The sequence below is a fragment of the Streptomyces sp. NBC_01244 genome, from assembly GCF_035987325.1.
In the GTDB taxonomy this organism is placed as follows: Bacteria; Actinomycetota; Actinomycetes; order Streptomycetales; family Streptomycetaceae; genus Streptomyces.
On sequence record NZ_CP108488.1, the window covers coordinates 6,085,118 to 6,097,448 of the forward strand.

Sequence of the window (12,331 nt, forward strand, 5' to 3'; positions counted from 1 at the left end):
GTGCTCTTTCTCTTCAGCGTGTTGGTCGTCTGCTGCGTGGTGATGCTGATCGCCGGCGTCATCGAGCAGCGGCGGCACTTCGCCAACCTGGCAGAAATACCCACCCGGGTGCTGGTCAACGGCATCCGCGGCAAGAGCTCCATCACCCGGCTCGTCGCGGGCGCGCTGCGCGGCGGCGATCTGGTCACGGTCGCCAAGACCACCGGCACCGCGGCCCGCTTCATCCACCCCGACGCCACCGAGGAGCCGGTCTACCGCAAGTTCGGCATCGCCAACGTCGTCGAGCAGATCGGCATCGTGCGCCGCGCCGCGGCCTACAAGCCCGACGCGCTGGTCATGGAGTGCATGGCCGTCATGCCGCCGCTCCAGGAGCTCAACCAGGCCAAGCTGATCCAGTCCACCATCGGCGTGCTGTGCAACGTGCGCGAGGACCACGTGGCCGAGATGGGCCCGACCCTCGACGACATCGGCCGCTCGCTGTCCCGCTCCATGCCGCACGGCGGCATCTGCGTCACCGCCGAGAAGGACCGCTTCCACGTCCTCCAGGAGGAGGCCGACGCGCGGAACTGCCGACTCATCTACGCCGACCCCGAGATCGTCAGCGACGAGGAGCTGCGCGGCTTCAGCTGGTTCACCTTCAAGGAGAACGTGGCGATCGCGCTGGTCGTGGCCGAGCTCCTCGGCATCGACCGGGAGACCGCGCTGCAGGGCATGTACGACGCCCCGCCGGACCCGGGTGTGCTCTCCGTCGAGCGTTACGTCGGCCCCGGCGACAAGCGGCTGCGGTTCGCCAACGTGTTCGCGGCCAACGACCCCGAGTCCACGCTGATGAACATCAACCAGCTGCTCGACCTCGGCGCGATCAACCGCCCGCTGAACGTGGTCATCAACTGCCGGCCCGACCGGGTCGAGCGCAACGGCCAGATGGGTCAGATCGTGCCCGACCTCCAGCCCGACAAGGTGTTCGTCATCGGTCACCCGTCGAAGAGCGCCATCGACGCGATCCCCGCCGACTGGCGCGACCGTGCCGTCGACCTCGGCGGCGACGGGCGCGACGGCGAGGAGTTCATGAACGAGCTCTTCGACCACCTCAGCGCGGACTCCTCGCTCGTGGCCATCGGCAACATCCACGGCCAGGGCGAGATCCTGCTGGAGCACCTCGCCGAACTGCCCTCCTTCGAGGAGGACGGCGATGCCCTGCCCACGCCGGGCGCGCCCACGCAGCACGTACGGCACGACCAGACCATGACGCTGTACGTCAAGCACCTCGACCCGTACGCGAACCTGCCCGCGGCCGAGGAAGCACGCCGGATGCGCAACCCCCAGATCCCGCCGCAGCACCCGAACCCGCAGTTCCCGCACTACCCGAACCAGCAGTTCCCGCAGCAGCAGTTCCCGCAGCCCCGGCCGTACGCGCCCGCGTACGAGCAGTTCCCGCCCGCGGAGCAGCAGCAGTACCAGGCGGCGCAGCACCAGCAACAGCAGCAGCAGTTCCCGCAGCAGCGCCCGGAGCTGACGTCGGCGGCTTGGCCGCAGCTCCAGCAGCCGCAGCCGCTGCCCCTGCATCCGCAGCCGCTCCAGCAGCAGCCGCAGCTCCCGCCGCCGCCCCGCCAGCACCAGAACCCGCAGCACCAGAACCCGCAGCACCAGAATTCTCAGCCCGAGAACCCGCAGCACCCGCAGCACCCGCGGCCCCCGCAGTGGTCTAACCCAGGAGAACCCCGTTGATCCCCGCCGTCCTCACCCCCGAGATCGCCGCGATCGGCATCGCCCTGGGTCTGCTGTTCTCCCTCGTCTGCTACCTGACGACCAACCTGTCTCCCGGCGGCATGATCACCCCGGGCTGGCTCGCCCTCACCCTCATCGAGGACCTCCAGCGCGCCGCGATCGTCCTCGGCGTCACCGTCCTGACGTACGCGCTCACGCTCGTCGCGCAGCGCTACGTGATCCTCTACGGCAAGCGGCTGTTCGCGACCGTCGTGCTCATCGGCGTGCTGCTCCAGGGCGGCGTCGTGATCCTGCTGCAGATGAAGTTCCCGCTGCTGTACGCGAACCAGACCCTCGGCTTCATCGTGCCCGGCCTGATCGCCTACCAGCTGGTCCGCCAGCCCAAGGGGGCCACGCTGCTGGCCACCGGCTCCGCGACGCTCATGACGTACGTCGTACTGACCGCCGGCATCCTGCTCGGCGTCATGCCGCACGCGTGACCCCGCCGCGGCCCGCCGCCCCCGCCCGCCCTTTCGTCCGCTCGACCGACCTCGCCCGGAGTAACCGATGACCGCCACGTCCAAGCGCCGCACACGTCCCGTCCTGCACGCGGCCACCGTGGTCGCCCTGTTGGCCGGCAGCGCCTACTTCACCATCGAGCTGCGCAAGGAGGAGCAGGCCAAGGCGCCCGCCATCCAGTCGCTCGTCGACGCCCCGGTCGCCGGCAAGGGGGGCGGCGACGAAGGCGCGCAGAAGTGGGAACGGCTGAAGAACCCGGAGCGCTCCGTGCTGCGCGACGGCAAGGGCGGGATCCTCGCGACCTTCACCGACGGCGCCCGCACCGCCACGCTCACCGGCCCCAGCCGCACCTTCACCGAGCCGGCCACCACCAAGACCCGGGTGGTCACCGAGAACTGGGTGCGGCTGATGCCGGAGACCTGGCGCAGCGGTGCCGAGAAGGAGCAGTGGTTCCAGGAGTGGTTCAAGAAGTACCTGGGCAGCGAGGAGGACGACATCTTCGCCATGGCCTTCCAGTACGGAGACCAGGCCCCGGTCAAGAAGGACGCGGAGGGCGTCTCGTACGCCGGCGACGCGAGCTTCGGCCCGATCAACCCCAACGGCTCGGTCGGCAACGACTACCGCCTGGAGGAGTCGGACTTCTACGACTACCTGGGGATCCCGTACACCTTCCGCAGCGGGACCACGGCGAAGCCCGAGGCGATGCGTGCCCGCTCGATGGACTGCTCCGGCTTCGTCCGGACCGTCTTCGGCTACCGGGCCCGCTTCCCGCTGATGGCCAACGACACCGCCGGTGACGGCCTGCCGCGCACCGCGAACGGCATGGCCCGCTCCAAGACCGGCGTGAACGTCATCCCGCTCAAGGGCATCGGCGCCGAGAACCGGCCCACCTCCATCGACGTCCTGCAGCCGGGCGACGTTCTGTTCTTCAAGCTGGACGGGCGCACCGGAGAGCGGCTGGACCACACGGGCATCTACCTCGGCACCGACACCGACGGCCACCAGATCTTCATATCCAGCCGCGAAGAGGCCAACGGCCCGACCATCGGCGACAAGGGCGGCACCTCCCGCCTCGACGGCAACGGCTACTACGCGACGACCCTGCGGAGCGCGAAGCGGCTGTGACCGGGACCTTGTAACCCTTGCAGCGGGAAGGGGCCGGACTCCGACGAGTCCGGCCCCTTCCGCATGCCCTGCCGGTTTCAGCCGCTCCGCGGCGGCGTGAGCTTGCCTAGGTCCAGGTTGATCTCGAAGGGCACGGGGCGCCGGAGGGTGTCGCGGAAGATGCCGGCGGGCGCGTAGGTCCTGGTGGGCTCGTCGAGCTCGTAGACGTGCACGACGGGTGCCCCGTCCTCGTCCTCGATGCACCAGTAGTGCCGGATACCGGCCTCGGCGTATTTGCGCAGCTTTACGGTGCGGTCGCGGTGGGCGGATTCGGGGGAGACGACCTCGATGACGAGCCGCACTTCGTCCGGTGAGAACCAGGTCCGGTCACCATCGAAGTCGGCCGTCGTCACCAGCAGGTCCGGCTCGGGCCGGTTGCGCCGATCGAGCTTGATGGTCATCTCGCGGCCGACTCTGGAGTCGGCGGGTGCTTGTTCCATGAGGGCGACCGTGAGCATGGTGATGAGGTGGCCGTGCCACCACCTCTGGGGCGACATCATGAAGACGAGGGCTCCATCGATCAGCTCGGTGTGGCGGGGCGCCTCGGGGAGGCGGTCGAGGTCCTCCGCGAACCAGCCTTCCGCGCGCGGCGGGCGCATCCAGTCGGGCAGTTCGGTCATGGGGCAACCCTAGCGATTGCGGCCGTCGAGGGGAGCCTGTGCCGGTGATCCCCGGTCAGCCGGATTTCAGGGCCGCCAGGAAGTCCAGTCGGGTTTCCAGGCGGGACAGGTCGCGGTGCGTGAGGTGTTCGATGCGGGCGATGCGCTGGCGCAGGGAGTTCACGTGGAGGTGGAGGCGGGCGGCGCAGGCGGTCCAGGAGGCGTCGCAGTCGAGGAAGGTCTCCAGCGTGATCAGGAGCTCGGTGCGATGGCGGGCGTCGTGATCGCGCAGGGGGCCCAGGAGGCGGGTGGCGAAGGCGCGGCGGGCTTCGGCCGGGATGAGGGGGAGCAGGGACAGGATGTGCGAGGTGAGGTCTTCCGGACCGCGGACCGTCACCTGCCCGGGGGCGGCGCGGGCGATCCGCAGGGCGTTGTGGGCCTGCTCCAGTGACCGGCGGGCGTTGCCCGGCTCGGCCACCGGGGAGCTGACGCCGATCGAGACGCCGTCCGCCGGGCCGAGCCAGCGGGCGAGCGCCGCGGAGAGCCTGCGCTGGAGGGCGGCGTGGTCGAGGGCCGGGTCGGGGTGTGCGTCCGAGGGCTCGGGGACCAGGACGAGGAGTACGGCCCGGTCCCCGTCGACGGTGGCGGCGATGTCCTCCGCGGAGACCGGCACCGGGCCGTCCTCCTGGATCAGGGCCTCCTCCAGGAGGACGCGCAGGGCCGCGGCGGGGACGGGGCGGCCCGCGTGCCACTCGCCGCCGGCGACCACGAACTGGCACCGCGGCCAGTAGCCGACTCCGCTGACCACGGCCTGCGCGGTGCTGCGCAGCCGGATGGGGATCTCCTCGGCCGGGACGTCGCTGTGCAGCAGGGCGAGGGAGCGGTCGGCCAGGTCGTTGCGCGCCGTCTTGGCCTGTTCGTGGGCGGCGCGGGCGTCGGCGACCAATTCGACGGTGCGGTCGAGGAGTTCCCGGTCGGGGGCCGGCCAGAGCGAGGTGTCGGCCTCCAGGACGAGCAGCCAGTCGCCCAGCTCGGCGGCGCGGGGAGCGGATCCCGACGGCGGTACGGGCGTGGGTACGGGCGCGGGCACCGGTACGAGGGAGTACGGGCGGCCGCCGACCGTGACGTGGTGGGGGGCCGTCTCGCGTGCGCGGCGGGCGGCGAGGTGGCGGGCGGCCAGTGCCGCCGCCGTCTTGGCGCGCAGGGGCGGCCGGGCCCCGGCGACCTGGCGTCCGGTCGCGGACAGGACGCGCACGTCGAGGCCGAGGGTGTGCCGCAGCAGCTCCAGTACGGAGTCCGGGGCGGCCCGGTCGGAGAGGAGCCGCCGGTGGCGTTCGACCAGAGCGGCCAGGCCGGCGAGGCTGCCGGGGTCCCGGCGGTGCAGCCGGCGCAGGACGTGTTCGGTGATCGCGGCGAACGAGGTCTCCGGCCGTACGGCGATCAGCGGGAGCCCGTGGCGCCGGCAGGCACGCACGAGGTCGTGCGGGACGAGTCCGTGTTCGACCTCGCCGGCCGCGAGGGCCGTGACGCCCGCCCGGTGCAGGACGCGTACGAAGGACTCGGCGTCCCCGTCCCCCTGCCACCAGGCGAGCCCCGTGAGGACGAGCTCGCCGCCGGTGAGGAAGCGGCCGGGGTCGGCCAGGTCATTGGTCGCGACGGCGGAAATGGTGCGGTCGAGGGAGGTGTCGGTCTCGTCGGTGGCATGGCCCACGAGCAGGAGCAGTCCGAGCTCGGTGGCGTCCAGGAGTTCACGTAGCCGCATGATCGCCACTTTCGCACGGAGCGGGGTGTGCGGGAGAGGGATCGGTGCAGCTCACCGGGGTGCGGCCGTGCGAAAGCACGCTCGTCCACAGCCGTTGGAGGAGCCGGTTCTGAGCGATCGGTGACTGCCTCGCCCCGTGGGGTGCGGGATCTACTTCTGCGCATGCGGCCGACGACGACTTCCGGCCACAGGGAAGGAGTTGCGTGACCATGCGCGTGAACCTCACGGTCAACGGCCGTACGAGAGAAGCGGATGACGTCCGGGAGGTGGTGACGGTCGAGGGACTGGCCGCCCACGCCGGGCAGCGTGTCGCGTACGGGGGTCGCGACACCGGCACGGTCGTGGGTGAGAACGGGAGCGGCAGCGGCAGCTGCACGGGCTACGAGAAGATCCCGGACGCGGTCCGGCCGGCCGCCGCCCGCCGGGCACGCCGGGAACACGAAGGACTCCAGGAAAGGGCGGTCTGATCATGACCGGCACCACCACCGGCATTCCCACCGAGGTCACCCAGGGCACCCGTACCAAGGGCGGCATCGGAGAGTCGACGCTGCGCCCGGACGGCACCCTGAAGGTGACCGGCGAGTTCGCGTACTCCTCGGACATGTGGCACGAGGACATGCTGTGGGGCCAGGCCCTGCGGTCCACGGTCGCGCACGCCGAGATCCTGTCCATCGACGTCTCCGAGGCCCTGACCCTGCCCGGCGTGTACGCGGTCATGACCTACGAGGACCTGCCGACCCCGGTGAAGTACTACGGGATGGAGTTCCAGGACACTCCGGTCCTGGCGCACGGCAAGGTCCGCCACCACGGCGAGCCGGTCGCCCTGGTGGCCGCCGACCACCCGGAGACCGCCCGCCGCGCCGCCGCGAAGATCAAGATCGAGTACCGGGAGCTGCCGCTCGTCACGGACGAGGCCTCGGCGACCGCGCCCGATGCCGTCCTCGTCCACGAGAACCGGGACGACCACCACTCCGGCCACGTCCCGCACCCGAACATCGTGCACCGCCAGCCCATCCTCCGCGGAGACGCGGCGGCGGCCCGGGAGCGCGCCGACGTCATCGTCACCGGCGAGTACACCTTCGGCATGCAGGACCAGGCCTTCCTCGGCCCCGAGTCCGGACTGGCCGTGCCCTGCGAGGACGGGGGAGTCGACCTGTACGTGGCCACCCAGTGGCTGCACTCGGACCTCAAGCAGATCGCCCCGGTCCTCGGCCTGCCCGAGGAGAAGGTCCGGATGACCATGGCCGGCGTCGGCGGCGCCTTCGGCGGCCGCGAGGACATCTCGATGCAGATCACCGCCAGTGTGCTCGCGCTGCGCACGGGCAAGCCGGTGAAGATGGTCTACAACCGCTTCGAGTCCTTCTTCGGGCACGTGCACCGCCACCCGGCGAAGCTGTACTACGAGCACGGCGCCACCCGCGACGGCAAGCTCACGCACATGAAGTGCAAGATCGTGCTCGACGGCGGGGCCTACGCCTCGTCCACTGCCTCGGTCGTCGGGAACGCGGCCTCCCTCTCGGTCGGCCCGTACGTCATCGACGACGTGGACATCGAGGCGGTCGGCCTCTACACGAACAACCCGCCGTGCGGCGCGATGCGCGGTTTCGGCGCCGTCCAGGCCTGCTTCGCGTACGAGGCCCAGATGGACAAGCTCGCGGCGAAACTGGGCATGGACCCGGTGGAGTTCCGCCGGCTCAACGCCATGGAGCAGGGCACGGTCATGCCCACCGGGCAGGTCGTGGAGGGCCCGGCCCCGGTCGCCGAACTGCTGCGCCGGGTCAAGGCCCGTCCGCTTCCGCCCGAGCGTCAGTGGGAGAGCGCCGACGGCGCGGCCGACGTGCGCGCGCTGCCGGGCGGTCTGTCGAACACCACGCACGGCGAGGGGGTCGTCCGGGGCGTCGGCTACGCCGTCGGCATCAAGAACGTCGGCTTCTCCGAGGGCTTCGACGACTACTCCACGGCCAAGGTGCGCCTGGAGGTCATCAACGGCGAGGCCGTCGCCCTGGTCCACACGGCCATGGCGGAGGTCGGCCAGGGCGGGATCACCATCCACGCGCAGATCGCCCGTACCGAACTCGGTGTCCAGCAGGTCACCATCCACCCCGCCGACACACAGGTGGGCTCGGCCGGTTCGACTTCGGCGGGCCGCCAGACGTACATGACCGGCGGATCCATCAAGAACTCCTGCGGGCTCGTCCGGGAGAAGGTCCTGGAGCTGGGACGGCGCAAGTTCGGCGCCGAGCACGCGGGGTGGGCCGGCGCCGGACTCCTCCTGGAGGACGGGAAGGTGATCACCGACGGGGGAGAGGTGCTCGCCGCCCTCGTGGACGTCCTGGAGGACGAGGTCGTGGAGATCGAGGCGGAGTGGCGCCACCGGCCCACCGAAGCCTTCGACCTGAGGACCGGTCAGGGCGACGGCCACGTCCAGTACTCCTTCGCCGCGCACCGCGCGGTCGTGGAGGTGGACACCGAGCTCGGACTCGTCAAGGTCGTGGAGCTGGCCACCGCCCAGGACGTGGGCAAGGCCCTCAACCCGCTGTCCGTGGTCGGCCAGATCCAGGGCGGCACCGTCCAGGGCCTGGGCGTCGCGATCATGGAGGAGATCATCGTGGACCCGAAGACGGCGAAGGTGAAGAACCCCTCCTTCACGGACTACCTGCTCCCCACCATCCTCGACACGCCGACGCTCCCGGTCGACTACCTCGAGCTGGGCGACCCGCACTCCCCGTACGGGGTACGGGGCATCGGCGAGGCCCCGACCCTGTCGTCCACCCCGGCCGTCCTCGCGGCGATCCGCGCCGCGACCGGGCTGGAGCTGAACAAGACACCGGTGCGCCCGGAGCACCTGACCGGGTCCTGACCAGGTCCTGACCGGCCGCCGCGGTCGCCGCCGCCGTCTCCGGAACACCCCGCAGATGGCCGGTGCTTCGGCTTCAGCGCGAGGCCAACCCGGCGGCAATGCCGGGTACTTCCCCCGACCGCGTCCCGCGCCGCCCCGTCCCGCGCCGCCCCGTTCGGCGGCGCAGGACGCGGGCCGCCGGCAGCAGGGTGCACAGGGCCGAGAGCACGGCGCAGACACCGGCGACCGCGCCCATCGGGAGCCAGGGGACGACCACCGGCGAGTCGACCCCGAGGACCGCGAGGGCGGCGCGCATGCCCGCCAGGTTGACCGCGGTGACCGCCGTCCCCAGGAGGGCGCCGACCGCGGCCGCCAGCAGGGATTCGGCCGTCGTCACCGCGAGTACCTGGCCGCGGGTGGCCCCGGCCAGCCGGAGCAGGCGCAGGTCGCCGCCCCGGTCGGAGGTGGCCATCAGCAGGGTGTTGGCCAGCGCGATCGCCGTGTAGACCAGGGCGATGCCCAGGACCAGGACGTAACCGAGCACCGTGAAGCGGTTCGTGCGCGGGTGCGTCGCCGTCAGCCACTCCTCCGTGGTGTGGGCCGTGGCCCCGTATCGGGCCGCCGTCTCGCGGACCGCCGCGGCCGCGGACGCGGGGGCCTTGACCTCGATGCGGGAGACCTTCGCGCCGGGCGCGTTGCGCGGGGTGACGTAGGCCCCGTTGTCGCCGGTGCCCGTCCGCATCACGGCGACGATGCGCAGCCGGGCCGCGGTGCCGTCCGCCAGCCACAGCGGTACCGAGTCCCCGACCCGGTGCTGCCACCACTCCTGCGTGACGATGATGCCGCCGTCGTCCAGGTCGGCGACCGAGCCCGCCACCACCGGCAGCCGGGAGACCTCCGCCAGCGCCGCCGGGTCGACCGCGAAGGCCTCCGTCGGCACCTTCACGAACCCCTCCTCCAGCACCGTCAGCCGGGTGTCGGCCACCGCGAGGGCGCTCGCTCCCGGGACGCCGGCGAATCCCCGGCCCGCCGCCGGGTCCGGCAGCCGCCCGCCGGTCAGTACGTAGTCCGCGCCGGTCCGGGCCCGGGCCTCCACCGCCTTGGCATCCTTCAGGGTCCAGGCCGATCCCAGCAGCGATCCGGTCAGCGCCACCATCACCAGCACCGGCGCCGCCACCGCGGCCGTCCGGCGGATCCCGGCGGAGGCGTTCGCCCGCACCAGCCGGCCCGCGTAGGAGGTCAGCCGCACCGGCACCCACATCAGGAGCCGTACGACGGGCCGTACGAGCACCGGAGCCAGCAGTCCGCACGCGGAGATCAGCAGCATCGGCTGCACGGTGTACGTCTTGCGCTTGAGCAGCGAACCCGGATCCGACCCGAGCCGCCACCCCACGAAGCCGACCGCGCACAGCAGCAGCCCGCCCCCGACCACCCAGCGCCCCGGGGTCATGGGCCGCCCGTCGGTCACGGCCTCGCGCAACGCCTCCAGCGGACCGACCCGGCCCGCCCGCCGGGAAGCGGCGTACGCCCCCGACAGCGCGACCAGTAGTCCCGTCCAGAACGCCGTGTGCAGCGGCCAGGTCTGGTTCCCGATCGCGTACCCGGCGGGCGCCAGCCCCTGCGCCACCGTCCAGCGGGCCATCAGCGGGGCACCCTCCCGGCCCAGGACGAGCCCGGCCGCGGATCCGGCCAGCCCGACGGCCGCGGCCTCCGCCAGCACCAGGCGCCGCAGCTGCCCCGGCGTCGACCCGGCCAGCCGCAGCAGCCCCAGCTCGCGCCGCCGTGCGGCCACGGCGTACGAGAAGGTCGACGCCACGACGAACGCCGCCACGAACGAGCTCACCCCGCCCGCGGTGCCCAGCATGGAGTTGAGGCCCACGACCTCCGCACCCGCGGGCAGCGCCGCCGAAGCGGCGAGCCCCAGCCCCATGACGGTCATCAGCGCGACCCCCAGGGCCACCGCCACGAACGTCCCCACCTGTGTCATCCAGCGCCGCCGCAGCGACCTCAACGCGATCCTCAGCATGGTTCCCAGCCAACAGGCCGCGCGGCCCCCGGTCAGCGGGGCAGGGGCGAGCTTCGGGGGTATGGCCAGCCCTACCGCGCCGCCCGCTCCTCGATGCGGTCGCGCCGCCGGGTCAGAGCCCGCGGACCGAGGCGACCGTGAAGGCGGTCGGCGCGCCGGTGGAGGGCAGCACCCCGCCGTCCTTGTCGAACTGGGACCGCACCACCAGCGTCCGCCCCGGGACCCGGACCAGCGTGGTCGGGATCTGGAGCGAGGGGTCCGTGACGGTGCGGACCAGGCGGGCCCGGGTGCCGTCGGCCGACACCTGCCAGCGGCTCAGGGTGTTCCGCGTGTTCTGGGCCGCGCGCAGCACCCCGCCGGGCGCGAGGTCGAGGCCGTCGGCCGTCTTCAGGTCCCCGCCGGTCAGCGCCACGCGGGAGACCGCGCCGGAGACCGGGTCGATGCGGTACAGATCGCCGGCCGTCATGTCGACGGTGAGCAGGAACCGCCCGGCCGGGTCCGCGGTGATGCCGTTGAGGCTGAAGCTGCCCGCCGGGGACGGGGTGAGCCGCCCGCTCAGGTCGTAGGCGGCCCGCAACGGGCCGGAGCCGGCGGCGAGTTGCTCCGGGGTGACCCGGTAGACCACCGCGCGGACGCTGTCGGTGAGGTAGGCGGTGCCGTCCGGGGTGACGGCCAGGTCGTTGAGGAAGCGGGGCTCGCTCCCGGGTATCTCGAAGTGGGCCGTACGGGCCCCCGACCGGGTGTCGTAGACGGAGACGCCCGAGGTGGAGTCGGTCACCCAGAGTCGGCCGTGGCCGTCGACCCGCAGTCCGTTCGCGGTGTGGCGGCCGTCGGTGCCGGCGGGCAGGAAGACCTCCGCCGCGCGTCCGCCGGAGCGGGCCCGGTAGACGGTGCCGTCCTTGTAGGAGCCGACGTAGACCGTGCCGGTGCGGGGGTCGGCGGCTATGCCCTCCGGGAAGACCTGCGTGCCGGGGAGGGTGAAGGCCGTGGAGATGCCCGTACGGGCCCCCTGGCGATCGGGGCCGCCGGAGGCCGCGCCGCCGGAGGCCGTGGCGGCGGGGGCCGCGCCGAGGGTGAGGGCGGCGGTCAGGGTGAGCAGGGCGGCGGGCAGGAACTTCTTCGTCGAGCTCTTCGTCATCGGACGTCCTCTTCTCTTTGTGTGAGCACGAATCTAAGTTAGAGCTCTAATGCGTGCAAGGGCTTTATGATGCGGGGATGACTTCCATGCCGGCCGAGGAGCGCATCGGCTCCCACATCAAGCGCGCCGAGCAGGCGCTCCTCGGGGCCAAGAACACGGCGGTGAAGCCGGCCGCAGTAACGGTTCCGCAGTACGCCGCCCTGCTCTGGCTCGCCGAGAAGCCCGGGATCTCCGCCGCCTCGCTCGCCCGCCTGTGCGGGGTGACGCCGCCGACCATGAACACCGTGCTGAAGAACCTCTCGGAGCGCGGCCTCATCGAGCGGACCCCGCACGAACTGCACCGCAACGTGTTGGAGACCCGGCTCACCGAGGAGGGGCGCTCGGTGATGGAGCTGGCCGACGCGGGGGCGGTGGCGGTGGAGCGGGCGCTGGCCGCCGAGTTGAGCGGTGAGGAGCGGAAGCTGCTGATCGAACTGCTCGGGCGGTGCGCGGGGGTCCTCGACGCACTGAAGTGAGGCGCCCGGAATTCGGATCATGATTTTGCGCTGATTTGGAACTTTCCGGGGGATTCACACAT

10 protein-coding genes are annotated in these 12,331 nt (G+C 72.0%); 6 read left to right on the forward strand and 4 right to left on the reverse strand.

Going from position 1 to position 12,331, the window contains the following annotated elements; all coding sequences use genetic code 11:
* The 3 genes from pgsB (at position 1) to OG247_RS27610 (ending at position 3,351) form a co-directional block, all read left to right on the forward strand.
* The gene (pgsB, locus tag OG247_RS27600) at positions 1 to 1,728 is read left to right on the forward strand and encodes a poly-gamma-glutamate synthase PgsB (protein ID WP_327254753.1); all 1,728 of its coding nucleotides are present in this window, start codon (positions 1 to 3) and stop codon (positions 1,726 to 1,728) included.
* A complete protein-coding gene (locus OG247_RS27605; protein WP_243335815.1) occupies positions 1,725 to 2,207 on the forward strand; it encodes a poly-gamma-glutamate biosynthesis protein PgsC/CapC in 483 nt (160 codons plus the stop codon). Before pgsB ends, OG247_RS27605 begins: the two co-directional genes overlap by 4 nt.
* 67 nt (positions 2,208 to 2,274) lie before the next feature.
* Positions 2,275 to 3,351 (forward strand): C40 family peptidase, encoded by a 1,077-nt coding sequence (locus OG247_RS27610; RefSeq protein WP_327254754.1) that lies wholly within the window; start codon positions 2,275 to 2,277, stop codon positions 3,349 to 3,351.
* Between the two features lie 77 nt (positions 3,352 to 3,428).
* Here the strand turns inward: OG247_RS27610 and OG247_RS27615 are convergent, their stop codons facing one another.
* Both OG247_RS27615 and OG247_RS27620 read right to left on the reverse strand, forming a co-directional pair.
* Positions 3,429 to 4,010, reverse strand: coding sequence for a Uma2 family endonuclease (locus OG247_RS27615; protein ID WP_327254755.1), 582 nt, complete (start codon positions 4,008 to 4,010; stop codon positions 3,429 to 3,431).
* 55 nt (positions 4,011 to 4,065) lie between these two features.
* Positions 4,066 to 5,751 carry a PucR family transcriptional regulator ligand-binding domain-containing protein gene (locus OG247_RS27620; RefSeq protein ID WP_327254756.1) on the reverse strand — a complete coding sequence of 562 codons (1,686 nt, stop codon included), beginning with the start codon at positions 5,749 to 5,751 and terminating at the stop codon, positions 4,066 to 4,068.
* Positions 5,752 to 5,954: 203 nt separating this feature from the next.
* On the opposite strand from OG247_RS27620, the gene OG247_RS27625 reads away from it, so the two are divergent.
* Positions 5,955 to 6,218 (forward strand): hypothetical protein, encoded by a 264-nt coding sequence (locus OG247_RS27625; protein WP_327254757.1) that lies wholly within the window; start codon positions 5,955 to 5,957, stop codon positions 6,216 to 6,218.
* A 2-nt stretch (positions 6,219 to 6,220) separates the two neighbouring features.
* Positions 6,221 to 8,611 carry a xanthine dehydrogenase family protein molybdopterin-binding subunit gene (locus tag OG247_RS27630; RefSeq protein WP_327254758.1) on the forward strand — a complete coding sequence of 797 codons (2,391 nt, stop codon included), beginning with the start codon at positions 6,221 to 6,223 and terminating at the stop codon, positions 8,609 to 8,611.
* Between the two features lie 73 nt (positions 8,612 to 8,684).
* Here OG247_RS27630 and OG247_RS27635 read toward each other — a convergent pair whose 3' ends face one another.
* Together OG247_RS27635 and OG247_RS27640 are read right to left on the reverse strand one after the other, a co-directional pair.
* Positions 8,685 to 10,616 (reverse strand): FtsX-like permease family protein, encoded by a 1,932-nt coding sequence (locus OG247_RS27635; RefSeq protein ID WP_327254759.1) that lies wholly within the window; start codon positions 10,614 to 10,616, stop codon positions 8,685 to 8,687.
* Between the two features lie 112 nt (positions 10,617 to 10,728).
* Positions 10,729 to 11,754, reverse strand: coding sequence for an SMP-30/gluconolactonase/LRE family protein (locus OG247_RS27640; protein WP_327254760.1), 1,026 nt, complete (start codon positions 11,752 to 11,754; stop codon positions 10,729 to 10,731).
* A gap of 77 nt (positions 11,755 to 11,831) precedes the next feature.
* Between OG247_RS27640 and OG247_RS27645 the strand changes: the two genes are divergently transcribed.
* The gene (locus OG247_RS27645) at positions 11,832 to 12,269 is read left to right on the forward strand and encodes a MarR family winged helix-turn-helix transcriptional regulator (protein WP_327254761.1); all 438 of its coding nucleotides are present in this window, start codon (positions 11,832 to 11,834) and stop codon (positions 12,267 to 12,269) included.
* Positions 12,270 to 12,331: the final 62 nt, after the last annotated feature.

Bases quoted from the DNA above. Each gene is read 5' to 3' on its own strand.
- OG247_RS27645 (WP_327254761.1), top strand. From the start codon at position 11,832: ATGACTTCCATGCCGGCCGAGGAGCGCATCGGCTCCCACATCAAGCGC.
- OG247_RS27640 (WP_327254760.1), bottom strand. From the start codon at position 11,754: ATGACGAAGAGCTCGACGAAGAAGTTCCTGCCCGCCGCCCTGCTCACC.
- OG247_RS27610 (WP_327254754.1), top strand. From the start codon at position 2,275: ATGACCGCCACGTCCAAGCGCCGCACACGTCCCGTCCTGCACGCGGCC.
- OG247_RS27635 (WP_327254759.1), bottom strand. From the start codon at position 10,616: ATGCTGAGGATCGCGTTGAGGTCGCTGCGGCGGCGCTGGATGACACAG.
- OG247_RS27630 (WP_327254758.1), top strand. From the start codon at position 6,221: ATGACCGGCACCACCACCGGCATTCCCACCGAGGTCACCCAGGGCACC.
- OG247_RS27620 (WP_327254756.1), bottom strand. From the start codon at position 5,751: ATGCGGCTACGTGAACTCCTGGACGCCACCGAGCTCGGACTGCTCCTG.
- OG247_RS27615 (WP_327254755.1), bottom strand. From the start codon at position 4,010: ATGACCGAACTGCCCGACTGGATGCGCCCGCCGCGCGCGGAAGGCTGG.